This is a genomic window from Hyalangium versicolor, assembly GCF_020103695.1.
Lineage (GTDB): Bacteria > Myxococcota > Myxococcia > Myxococcales > Myxococcaceae > Hyalangium > Hyalangium versicolor.
In genome coordinates this window covers 272,335-293,525 of record NZ_JAHXBF010000001.1, presented here as the reverse complement: position 1 = coordinate 293,525, position 21,191 = coordinate 272,335, and the positions used below count along the sequence as shown (strand labels likewise).

Genomic DNA, 21,191 nt, shown 5'->3' with positions numbered 1-21,191 from the left:
GGTGAGCCTCTATACCATCCGCGCCTTCACGCAGCGTGCCGGCTCCGCAACAACTCCACCCGCAGTCCATAGCGCATTCCCGGAGGGGACAATGTCGACCGAGTTCAAGACCGAGGTGAAGAACACCGGTAGTGGTGTCAGTGCAGCGGTGAAGTTCAAGGATGCGGACGCGGAAGCCATCGTGCGCCGCAACTCCCTCTGGGCCCTGGGAGTTGGCCTGCTACCCCTGCCGGGGCTGGATCTGCTCGGCGTCACGGCGATCCAGATCAAGATGCTCAATGAGCTGGCCCGCAACTACAAGGTCGAGTTCTCCGAGAACCGCGCCAAGAGCATCCTCAGCTCGCTGGCCGGCGGCCTGGGCACGCTGGCGGGCGCGCCCGTGCTGTTCAGCCTCGTCAAGGTGATCCCCATCCTGGGCCAGACGGCCGGCCTGGTATCCATGCCCCTGAGCGCGGGCGCCTTCACCTACGCGGTGGGCAAGATCTTCACCCAGCACTTCGCCTCGGGCGGCACCTTCCTGAGCTTCGATCCCGAGTCGGTGCGCGATCACTTCCGAAGCGAGTTCGAGTCGGCCAAGCAGACGGTCAAGGACATGCAGAAGGAGAGCGGCGCTCCGCATAGCTGAGCACTTCGGGTCCGTTAGCGTCCCATGCTCGTCTATCTGCTGCTCTGTCTGCTCCTCGGAGTCATCGGACGGGACCGCCCGTTCGGACTCTGGGGGAGTTTCTTTCTGTCGATCCTGCTGACTCCTCTGGGGGGGGCGCTGGTGCTGCTGCTCGTAGGTCCCTCCCGCCGGACACGGCAGGAACTCAGCTGAAGAAGCCCTCTCGCGACAACAGATGAACTTCCTCAAATTCCTGCATAGGGAGGCCGGTGCCCTCACGGTCCGGCTTCTCACCGCTGCGGGGCTGAGTGGCCTTCTCAATGGCTTGCTGATCGTCGTCGTGCTCGCGGCCACGGGCATGAACTACCGGAGTCCGGAGCAGACGCCGCTGCTGCTGGTGTTCATCGCCGCCTTCGCGCTCTTCGCCATCTGCCGCAAGTTCGTGCTGGATCGCGCCTCGGGCATCGTCGAGGGCATCGTCAGCCGCGTGCGCGTCCGCATCTCGGACAAGGTCCGCGGGGCGGATCTGATGCACTTCGAGCAGTTGGGGGCCGCGCCCGTCTACGCGGCGCTCGCCGAGGACACGCGCACGCTGTCGGACTCGGCCAGCTTCCTCATCAGCTCGATGTCCTCCGCGCTGCTGGTGGTACTGGCCATGCTGTTCATCGGGGTGCTGTCCACCTCGGCCTTCTTCATGGTGGCCACACTCCTTGCCCTGGGCGCGCTGGTCTACGTTCGCAACGCGCGCGCCACCCGCCCTGCCCTGCGCAAGGCCGCCGAAGAGGAGCACCGCTTCTTCAAGGAGCTCGGCCACCTGCTCTATGGCTTCAAGGAGCTGAAGATCGACGCGGAGAAGAGCCAGGCGCTCTTCGAGCAGCAGTTGAAGGTGGTCGCCCACCGGGCCGAGCAGCTGCGCGTCGAGGCCGCCCAACGCTTCAACCGCGCCACCGTCTTTGGAGAGTGCTTCTTCTACGGGTTGATGGGCGTGCTGATCTTCGTCCTGCCGGCCCTCACCGGCCAGCAGAACAGCCGCACGCTGGTGAGCGTGATCGCGGTGCTGCTGTTCATCACCAGCTCGGTGACGGACGTGGTCAACGCCATTCCTTCCCTGGAAAAGGCAGACGTCGCCATCGATCGGCTCGAGGCACTCGAGACGAGCCTGGGCCCGCCCCCTCCCCCCCCGAGCCCCGTGGACAACTCGCCCTTCGAGAGCCTGCGCTGCGAGGGGGTGAAGTTCCGCTATCCGGACGTCGAGGGGCGGCACGCGTTCGAGCTGGGCCCGATCAATCTGGAGGTGCGCCGGGGCGAGCTGATCTTCCTCATCGGCGGCAACGGCTCGGGCAAGTCCACCTTCTTGAAGCTCTTGTGCGGACTCTACCCCTCCACCGCTGGCACGCTCGAGCTGAATAGCGTGCCAGTCATCCCCAGCACCCTTCAGGCGTACCGCTCGAAGTTCGCCATCGTGCTGCAGGATTTCCACCTGTTCGATCGGTTGTTCCACACGCGCAAGCTCGATCACGCGCGCATCGCCCAACTGCTCACCGCGTTCGATCTGGCCTCGGTCACCGGCATCCGCGAGGACGGACAGCTGGCCAACACCCAGTTGTCCAAGGGCCAGCAGAAGCGGCTGGCGCTGCTCATCACGGAGCTGGAGGATCGCGAGGTCCTCATCTTCGACGAGTGGGCCGCTGATCAGGATCCCGAGTTCCGGCGCTACTTCTACCAGGAGCTGCTGGGCTCGCTGGTGGCGCGGGGCAAAACGGTGATCGCCGCTACGCACGATGACCATTACTTCCATCTGGCCGATCGCGTGTTGAAGATGTCCGAAGGCAAGCTGGAGCCATACGAGAACCACCCCAGGGCACGCGGAACATGAGAGAGTCCGAAAAGCGCAGCTCCCGGCTTGCCCGCCTCGAGGAGCGGGTGGATGAGGCCATCGAGGCCTTCTGGCGGAGGTTCCAGTTCTGGATCTACGTGGCCGGGGGCATCGCGCTGTTGCTGCTGGTCTACTTCTGGCCGTCCATCCTCATCACGGTGAACTCCGGCGAGCAGGGCGTGCTGTTCCGGCGCTTCGGCCAGGGCACCGTCATCGACACGTCCTATACGGAAGGGCTTCACATCATCCCGCCCTGGGACACGCTCTACATCTACAACGTGCAGGTGCAGCGCCAGCCGGTCATCTTCAATGTGCTGACCAAGGAGGGCCTGGAGGTGACCATGGAGCTGTCGGTGCGCTACCACCCGCGCATCGAGCAGCTGCCACTGCTGCACAAGCGAGTGGGCCCCGACTACTTCGACAAGATCATCCGGCCCGCGATCATCTCGAAGCTGCGCACCATGACCGGGTCGCTGACGGCCGAGGAGATCTACTCCACGGCGCGCGAGAAGCTCCAGGAGGAGCTGCGCGAGTCGGTGCCGAGTGGGCAGGCGCTGGGAGAGAGCATCGAGGAGCTCAACGAGAACTACCTCACGCTGGACGAGCTGCTGATCGAGCGGGTGAGCTTGCCCCCCAGCGTGAGGGAGGCCATCGAGAACAAGTCGCGGGCGCATCAACTCTCCATCGAGTACGACTTCCGGCTGAAGACGGAGGAGAAGGAAGCGGAGCGCAAGCGCATCGAGGCGCGCGGCATCCGCGACTTCCAGGAGATCATCGCCAAGGGGATCTCGGATCAACTGCTGCGCTGGAGAGGCATCGAGGCCACGCTCCAGTTGGCCCGCTCGGAGAACGCGAAGGTGGTGGTGATTGGCGGGGGCAAGGATGGCCTGCCGCTGATCCTCGACACGTCCACGCATCCCAATGGCTTGCCCCTGGCTCCCACTGCCACCGCCACCTCCACCCCCGCCTCTACCCCCATTGTCGAGCCCGCCAAGAGCCCGGCCCGGACAGTCACGGACGCTCAGCCCACGACTGCGCCGGTGACAGTGTCCTCCACCACGCCTCCGCCCCCTGGGGATGCATCAGCTCCGGCGGGGCCACCGCTGCCTGTCTCCCGGACGCAGACCCCGTAAGGGAGCTGGATCCCCACCATGACGCCCCCAGGCCGAGCCCCCAAGCTGCTGAGGCATCGCATCCTGCCGCTGATGATCTTCCTCGCGGCGTTGGCGTTCCTGTGCCGCTCTCGCGGCAGCCCCCCCGATGCCGCGATGTATCCCGACACGGCCATCAAGGTGCGAATGCTGTACAGCGGCGAGAAGAAGGCATGGCTCGTCGACGCAGCCACGAGCTTCATGGAGACCCACCCCGGGATCAACCTGGAGCTGGTGGGCATGGACTCCTTCGAGAGCGCCGAAGCCATCCTGAGCAAAGAAGAGGAAGCGCTGGTGTGGAGCCCCGGGGACAGCATGACCCTGGACCTGCTGCGGGAGAAGTGGAGAGGGCGCTATGGCACGGCCCCGTTCCCCTCCGAGGGCGTGGATGCCCCCCAGTCCCTGCTGATCAACCCGCTGGTGTGGCTGGTGTGGGAAGACCGGGCTCCTCTGCTGGGCATGCTCCAGGAGAACAATCGCGACGCACAGGTACTGTCGTGGGACACCGCCTTCAAGGCACTCACCGCTCCGGAAGGGTGGAAGGAACTGGGGGCCAAGGAGCCCTGGGGCGACTTCAAGCTGGGATATGCGAGCCCGGTACGCTCGGCCGCGGGCTTCCAGGCGCTGCGCCTGATGACGCTCGCGTACTTCGGCAATCCGCGCGTGCTGACGAGCGAGCAGTTGAACGATCCCAACTACCGGGAACGCCTCATTCAGGTCCAGCTGCTGTCAAGCAATGCCGCGTCCAACGCCTGGCTGTTGGACGACATGCTCCGCTTTGGCCCCTCGAGGCTCGACGTAGTGATGACGTATGAGAGCTACGCCATCTCAGCGCTGGAGCGCGTGCAGACGCACCGTTGGGGGAACCTGCGGGTGTACTACCCGCCCTTCACGATCTGGAGTGACAGCCCGATCGTCATGCTGGAGACGACCAACTGGAACGCCGAGGAGAAGAAGGCGGCCCGCGCCTGGATCGACTACCTGCTCGGTCGGGAACAGCAGAAGCGGGCCATCCTCTACGGCATGCGTCCTGCCGATCCCACCATCTACCTGCCCGCCATCCCCGGTCCTCCCAACTGGGCGGTGCAGTCCACGCAGTTGGACTCGAATGCCCCAGCGAACACACAGGCGGAGTCTCGAGACCTGGACAAGACCCCAGACAAGACGAAGAGCCCCTCGAGCCAGACGAACCCGCGCGCCAAGCTGGCGGACGACGGGATTCCGGACGAGCTGAACCCCTTCAAGAAGTTCGCGTCCAATGGCATCTATCGCGACATTCCCGCCGCCGTGGAGCGCCCGAACCCGTCCGAGGCGAATGTGCTGATGGAGCTGTGGAAGCTCTCTCAGCCCAGCCTCTCCCTGGACCTGGATGCGGGCCTGCCACAGGACGGAGGCCCGCTGCTGGATGGGGGCGCCCTACCGGACGGGGGACTGCCTCCGGACCAGGACGGGGGACTGCCCCGGTGACGGGTGTCTCCAGGGGGGTGACCGCAGTCACCAGTTGGAAGGCCGTGGCGCACCCGGAAAGGCCTCCAACCCCTTGGAATCCCGGATCCCTGCTGTTGGCATGGGACGTGTAACGAGAGGAGAAAACTTCCACTCCTTTCAAACGCGAGCCAATCCCATGAAGCGCTTCAACATCGGTGGTCTCGGTAACATCAACCCCTTCCGCGGACCGAAGATGGATGCTCCGCGGCCCTCCACGCCGACGTCCCCGTCCGTCCCCACCGCCAGACCGACCCCGCCTCGGGATGGCTTCCAGACGCCCACCACCACGTCACGAGGGCTGTTCGGGCCCTCGGCGTCGAAGCCAACGGGCCCCCAGAACGTCACGGACGACTTCAAGCAGAATCCAATGGGGTTCGCCACGAACAACCTCCTCAACGTCTTCAACGCGGAGCCGCCGCCGGGCCTGCCCGTGGGCAGGCCCAACGCGCCCTTCGTGCCCGCCTCGCAGTCCATCGTCTCGGTCAACGCCCACCAGCGGCCGGGCGGCAATGCGAACCTGACCTTCAACCCTGCGACGACCCCGGGCATCCCGGCGCACTACCTGCCCTACGAGCCCCAGGGGAGTGGCCGCTTCGCGGGAATCAATGGAGTGCCCCAGCGCCCGGGGCCCAACGATCCGAATATGATCGTCACGGGGCAGCTCAACGGTTGCGCGGTGCACGCCTTCCACGACAAGAACGACCAGACGCTGTCTTTCATGCACCACGCCAACTACTCGGCCAATGGCCCGAATGAGCTGGAGGGCTTCATGCAGCAGAACCCGAACCTGCGGCTTGCCGCCACGCTCGATCCCAAGGATTACGCGCAGTGGAATGGCAAGATCGTCTCCACCTATGACCCGCCGCGGAAGGAGCAGACAGGCGCCACGGCCTTCGCCCATTTCGACCAGCGCACCCAGCAGTGGAGCCTGGTGGCCCAGATGAATGACATCAAGAATGGCGCGGGCCCGGATGGGCGTCCCGAGCTCAAGCGTCCGGACTTCAACCTGGCGCATCAGCCCACGCAGTTCCTGCAGATCCCCATCCTCCCGCCCCCGCTCTAGTCATTCCCTCGAGCGGCGGTGGAGCCCGAGGCGGATGCTCGATCCTGCGAGTCATCCGCCCCGGCTCTTGCACACTGTTGGACCCCTCTCAGAGCGAGTTCACGAAGTCGATCAGCTTGCCGCGCTCTTCCTTTGACAGGGCCTTGAAGCGGTCCCGGCTCGCGCCGCCCTGCCCTCCGTGCCACAAGATGGCCTCTTCGATGGTGCGGGCACGACCATCGTGGAGGAAGCGCACACCGGGATTGGTGTGCTCGAGCAGACCCAGGCTCCACAGCGGCGCCGTGCGCCACTCCTGCCCGGTGGCGACACCTTGAGGGAAGTTGTCTCCCAGCTCAGGCCCCATGTCGTGCAGCAGCAGGTCCGTGTACGGATGAATCGTCTGCTCCCGCAGCTCGGCATAGCGGTGTTCGGTTCCAGTCGTCAGCGTCGCCACGTGGCACGCATTGCAGCGAGCCTGCGTGAACAGCGCGGAGCCAGCGGCGACGCGCTCCTGCATCTGATTCTCGGCCGCCTCGTCCTCGCGCATCTTCGCCAACTCGGCCTGGAGCTTGGACTGGTCCGGATCCTTGACCAGGTCTCCGAAGTCCACGGCGTAGTTCCGGAGCGGCTGCTCACCGGCGAAGTGGCGCTGGGGCGGAACCGCCAGGAGGCTCGTGTAATCCACGATGAGGCGCACGTTCTCGTTGCTGATCTCCGGAGTGGTGGAATTCGCATTGCGGCACTCCACGTCGTCCTTGGCCAGGCCGCAGTTGTGGGTGGGCAACATCGACGTCGTCACGCCCATGTCGTTGTTCAGGGCGCCTGAGACCTGCTCCTCCACGGTCGAAGCCGTGCCGCGCCAGCCGAAGCGACCCACGCGGGTGACCGACGGGGAACGTGGATCCGGAATCAACTGAAGCTTGCCGACCGCACCATCGAGATCGTTTCGGCTCGCTTCGGCAAGGGCCTTCAGCTGCTTCTCCGGCACTGCCTCCAGGAGGCCCATCCCCACCATGTGCGGAGCCGTGTGCACCGACATACGGGCAGGCATCTCCAGCGGCTGGCCCGCCCGATCCGTCAGCGCATAGATGGGCTCTTGCAGCGTGTACGCGGTGCCATCTGGATACTTCCCCGGAATCTCTCGATACGAGGAGATCTTCAGGACCGCGTTGCGTCCGTCGTACTCGGTCTTGCCGTCTTTCACCAATCCCTGCCAGAGGTGCCCACCGAAGCGGCTGTCCGGCACGAGCTTGCCGGTGGCGTCCACGTCCGCGGTGAGAACCACCATCGTCGACAACGGCGTGTTGAGCGCAGGAGAGCTCTTGCCGTTGTTCACGTGGCAGTCGATGCATGAGGCCTGCTGGAACCTGGGGCCCGCCTTGTTCATGGCAGCCGTGACAGGGGGATTGCCAGGCTCGTGGTGGCCACCGGTGATGAAGGAGGTATGGATCAGACGTCGCCCTTCAGTGAAGGCCTGGATGTTGCGACCCGCGATATTGAGGCTCGCCTGCATGAAATTGATGTGAGTGAACCCCGAGGTGTTCTCCTGCAAGGTCATCATCTTGCCGCCAGCCAGAGCACTCTCCGGGATGGCAGTCGAGTCCCAGGGAATCAAGGGGGCATCACAGCAGGGGCCTCGGTACCAGGGCACGATGCCGGGAGAGCCGACGCGGTAGACGAGCGCATCCGAGTAGTAGTTGAAGCGACCGAGCTCGTCGCCCTTGGTGCCGTCCAGGAAGATGCCGAGCTCGAATTCATACAGGTCACCCGCTCGCAGATCCCGATTGAGCGCGGGAGAGCGTGTGATCTGCTTCACCAACACGAACTGGCCATCCGCGAGTGGAGCATTGAGATCCCGATAGGTGCTGGGGCTGTTGTTATCCGGCAAGGCGTCGTAGTTCTCGATCGGAGTCTTCAGTTCCTGGTCCTTCAAGAGGGTCCCGGCAGGCCATTGCTTCATGCCACCGTTGTCACCGTAGAGCGCCACCGACATTGGCAGGTAGGGCTCCTCTCCGCGCCTCCCAATGTACCCACCGCGGAAGTTCGTCCCGTACAACCACCATTGCGGACGCACGACGAGCGTCAGGATGCGGGTACCGGGCTTCTTGGGGTCGGGATTGGGATTGTCGTAGATGGTGATGTCGTGGGTGCGGCGCTCGAAATAGTGCGCCGCGAAGGTCATGTAGTTGTCCCCGCCCATCGGATCGCCCTTCGGTGGCATCTCGCGGGCGTGGCGGTCGCGCGTGCGTCCGCCAACCTTCGTCACGAGAGTGCCACTGGGGAGCGTGTAATGGGTCGTGGGCTGCTGATCGGGCCAGGTCAGCTCGGCATAGCCGTCAGGCCCATTGCCGCCAGGTCCATTGCCGCCAGGTCCATTGCCGTCACCTCCATTGTCCGGCTCTGGCCCGTTGCCGACCTGCGCGCTGCTAGGGCTGCAGGCGGCAACCGCCAGACATACCCAGGCAACCGCCACGAACAGCGCGGGGCGGATGCTCACTCCCTGCTTCGGACTCCGACAAGAGATGGCCATCTGCGAGGAACTGCCCGCGGGGGCGAACACTTCAGGAACGCTGCTCACATTCCGACTCCTTTCAAGACAACGTGCAGCCACAACGACAAGACGCCTGAGCACAAACATCAGCTCAAGGCGCATAGAGGTTCTTGAGCGCCTCGTACGCGGGCCGCGTGTTTCGGTCGACGTCAACGACACCCCACCACTCCTCATTGAAGGTGCTGTCCGGGTAGGGGCCACCGCCGGGGGCCGTGCCACCGTTGTCGTGCTGGGAGGGATTCCCGGACTTCCACCACTCGTCCGACCACTCGAAGATGGTGCCGCCGGAGCACACACCGCCTTTGTTCGCGGTCGAGTGGTCGAGTATCTCCTGGGTCAGATCGTAGGTCGCCTTGCGCTGGCTTTCGGGATCGTATCCGGGGATCTTCGCATTGAAGGCATCCGCACCGTACTCGGCGACAAACATGGGCTTCTGGCTGAGGCCCGTCCACTTGGTGAAGGCGTCTCCGAACGTGATTCCGCGATACATGTTCAGGCCCCAGACGTCGATGTCTGGCATTGCATCGATGGTGGCCTTGGAGGGCACCTCGCCGTAGACGGTCGCGATGGGGTGCTTGGAATCGAGGGCCTTGATCGCGGCGGCGATCTGGTTCAAGCGAGCCATCGAGTCATTGAAGGACAGATTGTTATACAGGCCGTTGTAGTTCCACTCATTGCCAAGGGACCACATGAGGATGGACGGGTGATCCTTGAGCGCCGTGACGTGCTCGGAGGCGCGAGAAGCGGGGTCTCCGCCGTAGGCGTACACGCTCATGATCACGCGGATGCCCGCTGCGTGCAGCTTGTCCAGCACCGTGGTGTCTCGGATGGTGTCGTAGGTGCGGACCACGTTGATGCCCGCGGCCTTCATCAGCGCGATATCCTGGTCAGCGAAAGCGGCGTAATCACCGCTGGGAGGGTGGTTGTGACCCTTGCCGACAGGATTCCAGCAGACGCCCTTCAACTGGACGGCCTTGCCACCTACCTTGATGGCTCGCCCATCCACCGAGATCGCACCGTTGCCCCAGTTGTCTGTGCCACCATCACCGGAACCACCGTCGGGAACTCCGCCATCCGCACGTGGGATCCCGCCATCCGCACTCGGGAGCCCGCCATCCCCGAGAGGCTCGTCCGGCTCGTTGGGAGCGGACGAACAGGACTGGATTGCAACCATCAGGAGGCTCAAAACGAGGACACGAAGCATCATGGGCGCCTTTGAAGTGGTTTGGGTCGGATCTGAAAATACGCGTCAGAAGGATGCGCCTACTGTCCAGGTGAGGCCGGAATAGCTCTCCTGGGAGATGCCTCCCTCGGTCCAGTCCGTTCCCGCTCCTGAGAATGTGTCCGCGTATTTCTGGAAGCGGTAGCGAACGCTGTAGTCGAGCGGCCCGGAGAGATCGCCGCCGACTCCCACCTCGAGCCCGAAGCCGCTGCTCGACACCTCGGGGCCATAACGGTCCTTCTGCTCATGGCCCGGCTGCGGCCGGATGAAGTACAGGAGGCCTGCCTCGACCCGGGCCAGACGGGCCAGGGTCACTGACACATCCAGGCCCAACGACGCATGTGTGCGGCTCGTATTGGGAAACAGCGCCTGGTACTCCTCGGCCACCACGAACGAGTGGGAAATCAGCCCCCCCCGAAGCCCCACGAATGCGGGGATGGGCGTGGCCGTAAACGACAGCGGGAAGTACAAACGGTAGGTGCCAAAGAGCGACCAATACATGTCCGCGGCGCTCGCGGTTCCCCCGAGTCCGCCTCCCTGGACACGGACCTGGGGCCAGCGACGCGACAGCTCGGCGGTGACGCCCAGGCCCTTCAGCGCCGTGTCTCCCAGGAGAACCAGCGGAAACACATCGAGCCTGGCGCTCAAGCCCGAGTACGGACTCGGCGTTCCGAACAACAGGTAGTTCCCCGGCCTCGCTTCCTCCGGCTGCGATTCCAGTTGACCGCACGACGCGATGCCGGGGGCCGCGCAATAGGAGCGCCAGGTGGTGGCCCCACCGAGCCTCACGGAGACCCATCGAGGCCCCATCGTCGGCGCAGGAGCCTTCACCGGCGGCACATCCTCGCCTGGAGCTGCTGGAGCTGCTGGAGCTGCCTCGACCTTGGCCGTGGGTTCACCGAGTGCTTCCGCCGTGGCAGAGGGCTGAGGAGGAACGTCCTGCGGCTTCGAAGCAGCCGGCTTTGCCGCCGCCACCGACTCCTGGGGGGCAACCTCCTCTGTGCCTCCGCGCAACGTCGCCAGGATCGCTTCCGCAGCGCGGAGGGCGTCCTTCTGTGAAAGCTTTCCCTTCTTGAGCGGGTATGTCTCGGTTCCGAGCAACCTTCCCGAGGTGCTCACCACTTTCACGGTGAGCTTGGATCCCGACACGGCTCCCCGGACGGTCGCCGCGAGCCCCAGTTCCCGCGAGAGCGCGGCGATGGCCGCATCCGTGTAGGCCTCGCGTCCCCGGAACCCCAACCGTCGCGCACGGGTTTCATACAGCTTGCCCTTGACGACCTCGGAGCCCTTGGCCTGCAACGAACGTTCGAGCTGTTCCCGAACCGCGTCCCGACGATCCCCGATGAGCTCGAGAACCGTGACCCCCTGCTCCGCCCGAGCCCAGGAGGACATCAAGAGCACGCAGAGGGAAACCACCGCATTGAACCACTGGCCGCGAAGAGTCACTCGTCCCATACCTCTGTCTCGTCGCCTTCAAAAGTGCACCGAACTCGCCGATCACCTGGGCAGCCGCAAGGTCCGGACTGCTTCGACGGTGGACGCTTCCATCTGGGCCGGCAATCCGGGGAGCAGCGCGCCGACCGAGGCGGGAACATTGAGCGGATGGATGACCGCCAACTGGACGGTCCGGCTCGGAACGTCGAGGAGGATCAAGAAGTAGCGATAGCCGGACACCGGACGGCGGAGAGCCGCACCCGGTCCACGAGTGGGGCTGGCGACCGCACCCCGCGCCGCTTCGGCACTCGTCGATTTGTCGATCAGGTCGGCTTCACCGCCCAGAGAGCTGACTTTGCACTTCGAGCCACAGGGGCCCTCGCCGACGTAGCCCGCGTAGCCGAACATGTTGGTGCTGAAGACGTCGAAGTTCCGGAAGTCGTTGTTGTCGTTCACGACCTCGAAGACGTTGAACTGACCGCAGCCGTCAGCCAGGTACCACTTGTCAGGCGCCTTGGCATAACAGTGGCAATCGCCAAAGGCGCCAGCGCGCACGAGCTCTCCATGGCTGAGGCCCACCCACGGGGCATCGAACCAGTTTCCGCTCGAATTCTGCGAGCAGGCATGACCCAGCGAACCTGCGTGGGGCATGGTGGCGAGCATCACGAAGAGCTTTGAGCCAGACCAACCCCAGGTCTTCTTCTTTCCGCTCCCCTGCGGCGGGCAGTACGGCTCGCTTCCCGGACCACACGCGAAGTCCTCGCTCGTCGCGACGTCGACCAGACATTCGGTCCCGATGATGCCGTCGAACCCCTTCTCCTCGGTGCTGTTCCCCTCGAAACGGAGGCCTTGCAGGCTCTTCGGGCTCCGATCGTCCCAAGAAGACACCAGGTTCCAGGGACTCTTCGAATCGCCCGCCGGTTGATACACGGCAAACTGCTTGACCTTCATCGGACCCCGCAGGGTGACGATAAGATCCTCGTCCCACGGGGTCAGCGCATTGCCTTCGATCGTGTGCTTGCTGAGACAACAACCCGAGGCCTGGTAGGCGTCACAGGGCCCCGTCTCGGGATCACGCCGGCTCGGGTACCACCCTGGCGCACCGATGGACTCGAAGGTGATGGTACCTCCATGCGAGGCCGGGTCCTGCTCCGAAGGATCCAGGTCCGCTCCCAAGCCACCATCGACAGGAGCCGGCTTGGGACCGGCATCCGGCGTCTGCGAACCGCCATCCGGCGTCTGCGAACCGCCATCCGGCGTCTGCGGACCGGGACCTTGCGAACATGCACACAGCAGCGCCAGGAGCAGACTCTTCACTTTGAAGTTCATTTGGGTTTCCTCAGCGCTGGCTGCGCCGACGACTCTGGAGGACAACCACCGTGGCGCCGATCAGCGCGAAGGTGGAAGGAGCCGAGGCGGCCGTGCATCCAAAGCCATAGTGAATGGGGGGCGCATCCGATGGCACTTCCCCCGGCGTGCCGCCATCCGTGGGGGCCCCGTAGAAGAGGTCTGAGCTTCCATTCGAGGAGGCCACGTTGGGATTACGACCCGCCGCCAGTTCGTCCCAATCACCGGTGCCGTCGCCATCCGTATCCACGCGATCCTCTTTGATTCCGTTGAGCGCCGTCTGAAGAGACTCAGCGTCGAACGCGCCGGTCAGTCCGTGCTGCCGCAGCGTCTCCACGAAGGGCTGGGTGGCGGTCCCCTTCCCACCAACGGCGGTGGCGTGACAAAGGATGCAGGGCGGCGGGTTCTGCATCCCCGTCGCCGTCCTGACCACGGAGGGGAAATTGCTGGTAGCCCCGGCAGTGGTGCCAAGAAAGAGCGCGACCGTCACCATCGGCCGGGCAAAACGGGAAAGACACAAGGCGCTCGACACTTTCGGGCTCACAAGTAGAAGTGCAGCAGGAGGACGCTGCCCAGGTTGGAGATGGAGGGCTGCCCCTGGACAGGAATCTGCCGGGCAAACCCGTCGAGCCGGACCTCGAAGCCACGCGCCGCGAACCAGCTCATGCCCAGCCATCCACCGAGTTGTGTACCCGCCGCTCCGCGCTGGTCCTCTCGAAGGAGCTCGACAGTCCCCAGGAGGTGCAGGCCACGGACGACCTCCAGATCCGCCTGGGCGTACCCCACCATGCCTGCCCGAAGCCCTCCCTGCTGGCTGCTGCGCACCAACGCGTCCAGCTCCGCTATCAAGGCGAGGTCGGGGGACGGCGCATAGCGGGCAAACAGTCCATGTGCTTGACGCAACGTGTTCGCCTCGGAGTTCAGGCGGTCGTAGCGGGCGAAGGTCACCAGACTGGACACACCGGCGGTCAGGTTCGGCGCGAAGACGTACTCGAAGTAGCCGGAAACCCCTCGTTCGCGATACTCGTCCGGGCCCACCTGGAAGTTGCCGGCAATGGCCATCGCCTCGGTGCGGAAGCTCTCTCCCGAGTAGGCCACTGCCACTCCGTGCTGCTGGCTGTCGTTGAAGTCGGTGCGGGTCACCGTCCTGGCCCAAAGCGTGTGCTCGACCGAGCGGATTCCGAATGGAAGTGTCAAACGCCCTGCCCGGATGAACAGCGCATCATCCAGCAGGGCGGCTCCCAGCCAGTAATCGCGACTGATGAGCTTCGGCCCGTCTACGTCGCCGACAGGGGTCAGGCTGGCCGCGAAGGCGCGGCGGGGTGCCACACCGAGCGAGGCCATGGCCCGGAAGGCTCCCACCACCACCGCGGCGCGAACATCGGAGGCCATCACCACGGGGACCAGCAAGTCGCGGACCTGGCCCTCGTTGCTCGAAGCTCCGAGATTCACCGAGCGCGTGAAGAGGCCACCCGCGCGCACCGACAACTCTGGCAGCAACCACTCCGGGCGCGAGGAACCGAGCGCGCCATAGAGGAACTGGGTGTTGGGGTTCGCTTCACCCTCCAGGTTGGGCGTCCCCCATTGGGTCTCGAGAAGCGTTTGCTGCTGCGCGCGCCCGTAATCAGTCATCACGCCGCCACCGCTGGGGTCGACGTGACACGACTGGCAGCTCGTATAATTGTGCTTGATCATCCAAGGGAACGCCCAGGCTGCCTGCGGATGAATCAGCAGGAACACCGCAAGCGTCCACGTGAGCACTCGAACAGACACGTCTGAGCCCTTCCCTCTGTTCTCAAGCCTGGGTGACTTCGAAGGCAACATCGACGTCGATGTCTGGCTTCACGGTGATGCCCATGTAGTTTGGGACGGCGACGCCGAAGTCCTTGAAATTCAGCTTCACCTGCGACGTCACCTTCGTCGTCTGATCGGCCGCTCGCACCGCGCGGTACTCCAGTACCACCTCTCGCGTCTCGCCGTGCAGGGTGAGCATTCCCTTGGCCTGGCCGGACTTCGTCTCGCCCTTGGCCGGCACCAGCAGCTCGCTACGCTTCACCACGAGTACGGCCTGGGGGAATTTGGCCGTCTCCAGGTACTTCTCCTTCATGTGCCGATTGCGTAGCTCGATGCCCGTATCAAGGGAGTCCAGCGGCACCGTGAGGGTGATGGACTGGCCGTCGTCCTGGAGCGACAGCTTCTCGGTGGTCCCCACCAGCTTGAATCCGGCGGGCCCCTTCCCTACGAATGAAACCTTGGTCGCGCCCTGAAGGGTGAACCCCGCGGCGAAAGCGACACTCGGAGTTCCCAAGGAAAGCCCCAGGGACAGCACCATCTGAACAACCATCGATCGCTGACGCATCATCAGTCACTTTCCGGCCAGTCACGGTGTTTGAAAGCAAGCCGCTGGCAGCGGCGCTCGCAACCCGCGGCGCCGTGCTATCAAGCAATCTCTACAGCGAGTGTTCCCTCGAGGCGGCTCCGTGGTTGAAGGCACGCCCCAAGAGAGAGGTTAGGCGAGGATCTCGGTGAGCTCCGCGTTCGCCACGCCTCGGGCGTCCTCTCCAAACGAGGTCACAGGCATGCCGAAGACATTCCGCATGAGGGTGTACCACATATCGCGGAGCTGCCGGTCGTTGCCCACCGAACCATAAGAGATGTGCGTGTTTTGCTTCAGGGCACCGTTGCCGCCGACGATCAGGACCGGCAGATCGAACGCATCGTGGTCGTGCGTGCGCATCTCGCTGAGGAACACGAGCGTGGTGTGATCGAGCACGGTGCCATCACCTTCAGGGATGGCATCCAGCTTGAGAGCGAGCTCCGCCACCTTGCGGCCCATCCAGGCGTTGATGGCCGCGAAGTCGCGGTTGCTCGGCTTCACGATCTTGTACTTGCCATTCTCCGTCGTATCGGCCAGCTCGCCCTCTCCGTGCTGGCAGCCGTGGTAGTGGAGGCTGGAGCCCGCATTGTACGCGAGCCCCACGCGCGTACGGTCCGCAGCGGGGATGTTGCGATATTCGAACTCGGAACGCGCGTCATCGAGCAGGTGGGTCACCACGCGAGTGCGATCGCACTCGAAGGCGAGTGTGATGAGATCGTTCATCACGTCTGCGTGGAGCTCGTGATCGTACCCGTCCTGCCCCTGGGACAGCCCCTGCTGCGGGCCGGGCGGCTCGGGCACTGCGCTGGGCACGGCAAGCGTACGGCATGTGGCCGCGACCTGATCGGTGGCGATCTCAAGGCTCCGCACGGTCGTCAGGTACTGGTCCAGCACCTGCTGGTCGCGGCTGCTCACGCGCTTCTTGATGCGATTCGTGTCCTCGCGGACCGCGTCCAGCACGCTCTTCTCTCGCGCCTTGAGCCTGGCGAGCTCCGCCGGAGTCTGAGCGCTGCCGCTTCCGACCAACGCGTCGAAAATGACACGCGGATTGACGTTCCGCTTGAGCGGCTCGGTCGGCGACTTCCACGACAGCACCTGGTTGTAGGCGTAGCTGCGGTAGTCGAAGAAGCCGGGCTTGACGCCCAGGCCGGTCTGCATCGAGTTGAGGCCGGTCTGGCCCTGCAGGGTCTGCGCGATGAGCTGATCCACCGAGGTGGTGCTTCGCACCGCGGAGTCGAGGGGGAGTTTCGCCTTGCGCGCGACCTCATCGGCGTCGATGCAGGTGGTGACGGCCGACATGCAACGCGCGTGCGACGGCTCGACGCTCGGGGTCGGCTTGTCGCCGTCGTTGCTCCACGTGTAGTTGCCCAGTCGGCTCACCATCATCAGCTTGTGCTTGATGGGCTGGAAGGGCGTGAGCACGTTGGGCAGCGTGAACGCGTCACCCGAGACGGACGTTCCGAACGCGGGAGCCGTGCTCCACCAATCGTGCGGGGCCCCGTTGGGGAAGGCGCAGATCAACAGACGGCGAGGAATGCTCCCGCCCGCGGCATGGGCGACGCGAGGCGCGAGCGCCTCCAACCAGGGAAGGGAAAGCACGACGCCTGCTCCACGCAGGAGGGCTCGGCGCGACAATGGGGTCTTCATGGAGTCTCCTTGGCGTGCCCACGGAAGGCGGGCGAAATCACGACCTGGTGAAGGAGTTCGCGGAGCGTTCCTGCATTCCAGGTCGATGCCAACCTGGTGACCTCCGGCTCGTCGTCCAGCGCCAGACTGCGACGCATGGCGAAGCTGTACAGCTTCCGCGGTGCGCAAGCACCGAGCCGCGAATCCTGCGCAAGCAGCGGCAACAACTCCGACACGTTGTTGATGGGCGTGCCCTCGTAGACGCCGCTCGCGTCGATGGGCTGCCCCTCGTCCAGGGTGCGGTAGCGCCCCACTGCATCGAAGTTCTCGAGGCTGAGTCCGAGCGGATCGAGCATGTCGTGGCAGCCCGCGCAGGACGGATTGCGCCGGTGCACCTCGAGTCGCTCGCGAACGGTTTTGGGCGTCGGGCCATCCTGCGGCGGAAGCTCCGTGACGACTCCTGGCGGAGGCGTCATATCGGTGCAGAAGAGCGACGTGACGACGCCCTTGGCACGGGCGGTGGGCGAGGTGCGATCGCTGTGGGAGCTGAGCGTCAGGAAGGCCGGCAGCATCAGGAAGCCGCGCCGCTGCAGGGTCGCCGGGTCAGAGGCGAGCAGCGGCTGGACCACTGTGTTCGCCGGGAGAGGGGCCAGGAACAGATCCTTCCAGGGGGTGGTCCCGGTCACGAAGGCAGACAAGAAATCGTTGGCCTGTGCCTCGACCGCCTTTGCCACTGCCGGCGTCCATTGGGGGAAGCGGCTGGTGTCGACGTTGTGGCTCGAGAGACGCACGGTGCCGAGCCACTGGCCGAGGAATTGGGAGACGAAGCGCTGTGATCGAGGATCCTCGAGCATCTTGTCCGTCATGGCGATCAGCGCCGCGTCATCGTCGAGCTTGCCGCTCTCGGCGATATCGAGCAGCTCATCATCGGGCATGGAGCCCCAGATCAGGTAGGAGAGGCGGCTCGCCAGCGCCGTGGACTCGAATGAGCTATTTCCCTTTCCGGGGCGCTCGATGCGAAGGAAGAACGACGGGCTGCTGAGCATCACCCGAAGCACGTGCGCGATCGCGTCCACGTGCCCCATCTCCAGCGACTGCCTCGCCTTGTGGTAGGTCGCCATGTACGCGTCCACCTCTTCAGCGTCGAGGGAGCGGCGGAACGCGTGGCGCCCCAGCGTCTTCACAAGAGACTTCGGACATTCATCATCCGTGTCACTGGTGGGAGTGCAGGTGACCAGGCGCGCGGTGAGCTCGGGCGACTCGAAGGCCTTGGCCACCACGTCGCGGGCGGCGTTGAAGACCGCTTCACTTTGAACCTGCGACAGGGAGGCGAGCACGCCCACGTTCGCGTCGAACTCGGACGCTGAAACCGCTGGGAAGTAGTCAGCCGGCCGAGACGTGACTCCGAGCAGATCCTGAACCGTTGCGTTGTATTCCGACGCGGTCAGCAGATGCGCCGACATCGTCTCGCGCTCGCTTTGACCTTGGTTCGACAGAGTTAGAAAGGAAGAACCCTCGCATGCCGCGAGCCCGAGAAGAACACAGACTCCAACACGTTTGAGAGCCAGGCCTGGACGCATGGTCGCTCCTTGCAGAGACGCCGAAGTGGGCTCTGCCATCACGCGTGTAGAGACTCGTGCGGCTGTATTCGGCTCAACAAATCGACACGACGTGTTCGTTTGCTCGAGGCGTGGAGGCAGGTGGCGCCTGGTGTAGGCGAAGGGAGCACTTGCCCTGCCCTCCACAGGCCTCCCATTCGAGGTTGGCGTGACCTGCTTTTGGGCGGTAGGGTCTCTAAAGGGTCATGTCCGTACCCGGGCGACTCATTCCACTGCACCAGGACGCCACCGAGCGGGAGGTCGACCCGGCCGACTTCACGGCCGTGGTCCGGGCGTACCGCCCTTATATAGCGGGGGTGGTGAGGCGCATGTTGGGGCGTGACGACGAGGTCGACGACATCGTGCAGGACACCTTCGTGCGTGCCCTCGATGGCCTCAAGCGGCTCGAAAACCCCCTACGGGTCAAGCCCTACCTTGTGTCGACCGCGGTGCGGCTGACGTTGAGGCGGCTGAAAAGGCGGCGGCTGCAGCGCGCTTTCGGCCTGTGGGAGCTTTGGCACCCCACGCTGCTCTCCACGCCCCGCGCCAATGGCGAGCACCGAGCGCTGTTGAACGACGTGTACCGGGTGCTCGACGGCAGGTCGGCGGACGAGCAGGTGGCGTGGAGCCTGCGCTATCTCGAGGGTGAGCAGCTCGAGCGCGTCGCCGAGCTCTTGGGCTGCTCGCTCTCGACGGCCAAACGACGCATCTCCGCGGTGGACGCGGCGATGGAGGAGGCGCACCGTGACTAACCTGCATCAGCGTTGGGCTGAGGCGGCGCGCTCGCTCGAACCGCAGTACTCGACCCACGAGTCGACCCTGTTCGAAGCCGAGGTGCGCCGGCGCTACCGCCAACGGGCGGTGCGCCGACGGGTGGCTGTAGCCGGGCTCGGCGTTGCGGCGCTCCTGCTGGCCGGGATTTTCATCCCGTCGAAGCTGCGCGGGCCCGGCCTTCCCGAGGTCGCGATCGGTGAAGACGCGCGGGTGGTGATGCCCATCGGTGCGCCGGTGCGCACCCTCCACTCGGAGCCGGGACTCTTGTGGCTTGAGCTCGAGCACGGCTCCATGCGCTTCCGTGTCGCCCCGCAGCACGGGCGGCTGGTGCGGGTGTCGGCTGGCGCGGTGGAAGTCGAGGTGGTCGGCACCGCGTTTTCGGTCACCCGCGGTGACGAGCAGGTGAGCGTGGTGGTCACCGAGGGCCGCGTTCGGGTGCGCACCGGAGCTCGGGAGACACTGCTGGCGGCGGGCGAGCAAGGCACCTTCCGCGCCGAGGCACTCGCCCCTGAAGCTGTCGGCGCGCCCACCGGGCCTGCCGAGGTGACGACCGAGGCGAGCGAGGACGGGGGTGGGCCCGCGATGCCCCCGGCACCGAGCGTGGCGCCGACACCGCGGCCCCCTGGCAAAAAAAGCGTGCGTCGTCCGGTCACCTGGCGAGCGCTCGCGGAGCAGGGCGATTTCCAGACTGCATGGTCGGCGCTGCAGCGCGAGGGCGCTCCCGATGACGAGCCCGGCGACCTGCTCCGCGCCGCCGACGTGGCCCGTCTCAGTGGCCACCCCGAGGCTTCGCTCGCCCCGCTCCGCCGGGTGCTGTCGCACTTTCGCGGTGACCCGCGCGCGTCGCTCGCCGCCTTTACCCTCGGTCGGGTGCTGCTCGACGACCTGGGCAACCCGCGAGAGGCTGCCGACGCGTTTCTCGAGGCGCACGCGCTGGCCCCGAAGGGCCCGCTCGCCCCCGACGCGCTTGCCCGCGCCGTCGAGGCCCAGGCCCGGGCGGGAGACGCCGCGGCCGCCCGCAGCACTGCCGAGCGCTTCGTCGACGAGTTTCCGCAGTCGCGGCGGGTCGACGCCGTGAGACAATGGGGGAGGCTCGAAGCACCGTGATGTCCCCTCTTCCGTCCGGGTCCCCCGGCGCTGCGCAGGTGGCCCAGGCGTGATGGTTGCTGTGGTGTGGTTGGTGGTCGCCGTCTCGATGCCTGGCTCGGGGCGTGTGGCGATGAGCGCCACCAGTTGCCCACCCGGCGTCGAACCTGAGCTGCGCCGGCTGCTGGCGATCGAGCTCAAGGTGCCCGTCAACGCGGAGTACAGCGAGGGTGACACGCGGGTGACCGTCGACTGCACGGCGCCGCGCTACAGGGTGGCGCTCGAGATGTCGAGCCGAAAGCCCGAGCAGTTCGAGGTCGACATCTCCGACGTCAGCACGTTGGCCGTTCCCCGGACAGTCGCGTTGGTGGTGGCCGAAGCCGTCGCGCGGCTGTGGTCTTCCCCCCCAGCCGAGCCGCCCCCCCCGCCGGTCGAGGCTCCGCCTCCCCCACCGGCCCCGCCCACCCTACCGGCCCCGCCCGCCCCACAGGCTCCGCCCGCTCCCATCGCCGAGCCGGGCCGGGTGCAGCTCGGCCTGTTCGGCGTCGGCCGCTCGGGGGCGGTGCCGCTGTTTGGCGGGGGACTCGCGGCCGACGTGCGGCTTGGGAGCTGGGTGGGCATGCGCCTCGACGTGGCGGCGCTGCGGGGAGAAGCACAGCGAACCTCGGGCTCGGTGTTGGCGACGCTGGTCGATGGGGGTTTCACCTTCGACGCGCGGGCCGAGCGGGCGCGGTGGATGATTCGAGGCGGCGTCGGGCTGCGCGGCGGGATCGGGGTGCTCAAGGGCCGGCCGGCGGAAGGGCATGTGGGGGCTGTCACGCAGGGCGTGCTCTGGGGTCCCCAGGCGGGGGTGAGCGGCGAGTGGCGGCCGTCGGGGTGGCTTGCGCTCGGGCTGGGCCTCGATGGAGTCGTCTGGGCCCCGCGCCTCGAGGGCACCGTGGTGGGCGAGTCGCCCGTTCGGGTCGGCGGTGCCTTCGGCGCGCTCTGGTTCTCGGGCGGCGTGCGCGGGTGGTAG

At 65.6% G+C, this 21,191-nt stretch carries 17 protein-coding genes; 8 read left to right on the top strand and 9 right to left on the bottom strand.

Annotated features, from left to right (window positions below):
• Window positions 1–91 precede the first annotated feature (91 nt).
• The 5 genes from KY501_RS01105 (at window position 92) to KY501_RS01085 (ending at window position 6,182) form a co-directional block, all read left to right on the top strand.
• Window positions 92–625, top strand: coding sequence for a YcjF family protein (locus KY501_RS01105; protein WP_224360458.1), 534 nt, complete (start codon window positions 92–94; stop codon window positions 623–625).
• Window positions 626–839: 214 nt separating this feature from the next.
• The gene (locus tag KY501_RS01100; RefSeq protein WP_224360457.1) at window positions 840–2,480 is read left to right on the top strand and encodes a cyclic peptide export ABC transporter; all 1,641 of its coding nucleotides are present in this window, start codon (window positions 840–842) and stop codon (window positions 2,478–2,480) included.
• Window positions 2,477–3,613, top strand: a complete 1,137-nt coding sequence (locus tag KY501_RS01095) for a prohibitin family protein (RefSeq protein WP_224360456.1) — start codon at window positions 2,477–2,479, stop codon at window positions 3,611–3,613. Before KY501_RS01100 ends, KY501_RS01095 begins: the two co-directional genes overlap by 4 nt.
• Before the next feature lie 18 nt (window positions 3,614–3,631).
• Window positions 3,632–5,098, top strand: a complete 1,467-nt coding sequence (locus tag KY501_RS01090) for a substrate-binding domain-containing protein (protein ID WP_224360455.1) — start codon at window positions 3,632–3,634, stop codon at window positions 5,096–5,098.
• A 157-nt stretch (window positions 5,099–5,255) separates the two neighbouring features.
• Entirely contained in the window at window positions 5,256–6,182 is a 927-nt protein-coding gene (locus tag KY501_RS01085; protein WP_224360454.1) for a hypothetical protein, read from the top strand.
• 88 nt (window positions 6,183–6,270) lie between these two features.
• On the opposite strand, the gene KY501_RS01080 is transcribed toward KY501_RS01085, so the two are convergent.
• The 9 genes from KY501_RS01080 to KY501_RS01040 form a co-directional block, all read right to left on the bottom strand.
• Window positions 6,271–8,739, bottom strand: coding sequence for a di-heme oxidoredictase family protein (locus KY501_RS01080; protein ID WP_224360453.1), 2,469 nt, complete (start codon window positions 8,737–8,739; stop codon window positions 6,271–6,273).
• A gap of 64 nt (window positions 8,740–8,803) precedes the next feature.
• Window positions 8,804–9,886, bottom strand: a complete 1,083-nt coding sequence (locus KY501_RS01075) for a glycoside hydrolase family 2 TIM barrel-domain containing protein (protein ID WP_224360452.1) — start codon at window positions 9,884–9,886, stop codon at window positions 8,804–8,806.
• A 75-nt stretch (window positions 9,887–9,961) separates the two neighbouring features.
• Window positions 9,962–11,389 carry a hypothetical protein gene (locus KY501_RS01070; RefSeq protein ID WP_224360451.1) on the bottom strand — a complete coding sequence of 476 codons (1,428 nt, stop codon included), beginning with the start codon at window positions 11,387–11,389 and terminating at the stop codon, window positions 9,962–9,964.
• A 42-nt stretch (window positions 11,390–11,431) separates the two neighbouring features.
• Entirely contained in the window at window positions 11,432–12,697 is a 1,266-nt protein-coding gene (locus KY501_RS01065; RefSeq protein WP_224360450.1) for a DUF2403 domain-containing lipoprotein, read from the bottom strand.
• A gap of 10 nt (window positions 12,698–12,707) precedes the next feature.
• On the bottom strand, window positions 12,708–13,127 hold the full coding sequence (locus KY501_RS01060; protein WP_224360449.1) for an MYXO-CTERM sorting domain-containing protein: 420 nt from the start codon (window positions 13,125–13,127) through the stop codon (window positions 12,708–12,710).
• A 128-nt stretch (window positions 13,128–13,255) separates the two neighbouring features.
• Window positions 13,256–14,410, bottom strand: coding sequence for a hypothetical protein (locus tag KY501_RS01055; protein WP_224360448.1), 1,155 nt, complete (start codon window positions 14,408–14,410; stop codon window positions 13,256–13,258).
• A gap of 100 nt (window positions 14,411–14,510) precedes the next feature.
• Entirely contained in the window at window positions 14,511–15,077 is a 567-nt protein-coding gene (locus KY501_RS01050; protein WP_224360447.1) for a YceI family protein, read from the bottom strand.
• A 147-nt stretch (window positions 15,078–15,224) separates the two neighbouring features.
• Window positions 15,225–16,739, bottom strand: coding sequence for a DUF1552 domain-containing protein (locus tag KY501_RS01045; RefSeq protein ID WP_224360446.1), 1,515 nt, complete (start codon window positions 16,737–16,739; stop codon window positions 15,225–15,227).
• Entirely contained in the window at window positions 16,736–18,181 is a 1,446-nt protein-coding gene (locus tag KY501_RS01040; protein WP_224360445.1) for a DUF1588 domain-containing protein, read from the bottom strand. Before KY501_RS01040 ends, KY501_RS01045 begins: the two co-directional genes overlap by 4 nt.
• Window positions 18,182–18,522: 341 nt before the next feature.
• Between KY501_RS01040 and KY501_RS01035 the strand changes: the two genes are divergently transcribed.
• The 3 genes from KY501_RS01035 to KY501_RS01025 are packed head-to-tail and all read left to right on the top strand — an operon-like array spanning window position 18,523 to window position 21,191.
• A complete protein-coding gene (locus KY501_RS01035) occupies window positions 18,523–19,068 on the top strand; it encodes an RNA polymerase sigma factor (RefSeq protein ID WP_224360444.1) in 546 nt (181 codons plus the stop codon).
• Window positions 19,061–20,197 carry a FecR domain-containing protein gene (locus KY501_RS01030; protein ID WP_224360443.1) on the top strand — a complete coding sequence of 379 codons (1,137 nt, stop codon included), beginning with the start codon at window positions 19,061–19,063 and terminating at the stop codon, window positions 20,195–20,197. The genes KY501_RS01035 and KY501_RS01030 overlap by 8 nt, the downstream gene beginning before the upstream one ends.
• A gap of 49 nt (window positions 20,198–20,246) precedes the next feature.
• Window positions 20,247–21,191, top strand: coding sequence for a hypothetical protein (locus tag KY501_RS01025; RefSeq protein ID WP_224360442.1), 945 nt, complete (start codon window positions 20,247–20,249; stop codon window positions 21,189–21,191).

Coding starts and splice junctions, on each gene's coding strand:
- KY501_RS01105 (WP_224360458.1), top strand. CDS start 92: ATGTCGACCGAGTTCAAGACCGAGGTGAAGAACACCGGTAGTGGTGTC.
- KY501_RS01100 (WP_224360457.1), top strand. CDS start 840: ATGAACTTCCTCAAATTCCTGCATAGGGAGGCCGGTGCCCTCACGGTC.
- KY501_RS01095 (WP_224360456.1), top strand. CDS start 2,477: ATGAGAGAGTCCGAAAAGCGCAGCTCCCGGCTTGCCCGCCTCGAGGAG.
- KY501_RS01090 (WP_224360455.1), top strand. CDS start 3,632: ATGACGCCCCCAGGCCGAGCCCCCAAGCTGCTGAGGCATCGCATCCTG.
- KY501_RS01085 (WP_224360454.1), top strand. CDS start 5,256: ATGAAGCGCTTCAACATCGGTGGTCTCGGTAACATCAACCCCTTCCGC.
- KY501_RS01075 (WP_224360452.1), bottom strand. CDS start 9,886: ATGGTTGCAATCCAGTCCTGTTCGTCCGCTCCCAACGAGCCGGACGAG.
- KY501_RS01070 (WP_224360451.1), bottom strand. CDS start 11,389: ATGGGACGAGTGACTCTTCGCGGCCAGTGGTTCAATGCGGTGGTTTCC.
- KY501_RS01065 (WP_224360450.1), bottom strand. CDS start 12,697: ATGAACTTCAAAGTGAAGAGTCTGCTCCTGGCGCTGCTGTGTGCATGT.
- KY501_RS01060 (WP_224360449.1), bottom strand. CDS start 13,127: ATGCAGAACCCGCCGCCCTGCATCCTTTGTCACGCCACCGCCGTTGGT.
- KY501_RS01055 (WP_224360448.1), bottom strand. CDS start 14,410: ATGATCAAGCACAATTATACGAGCTGCCAGTCGTGTCACGTCGACCCC.
- KY501_RS01050 (WP_224360447.1), bottom strand. CDS start 15,077: ATGATGCGTCAGCGATCGATGGTTGTTCAGATGGTGCTGTCCCTGGGG.
- KY501_RS01045 (WP_224360446.1), bottom strand. CDS start 16,739: ATGAAGACCCCATTGTCGCGCCGAGCCCTCCTGCGTGGAGCAGGCGTC.
- KY501_RS01040 (WP_224360445.1), bottom strand. CDS start 18,181: ATGTCGGCGCATCTGCTGACCGCGTCGGAATACAACGCAACGGTTCAG.
- KY501_RS01035 (WP_224360444.1), top strand. CDS start 18,523: ATGTCCGTACCCGGGCGACTCATTCCACTGCACCAGGACGCCACCGAG.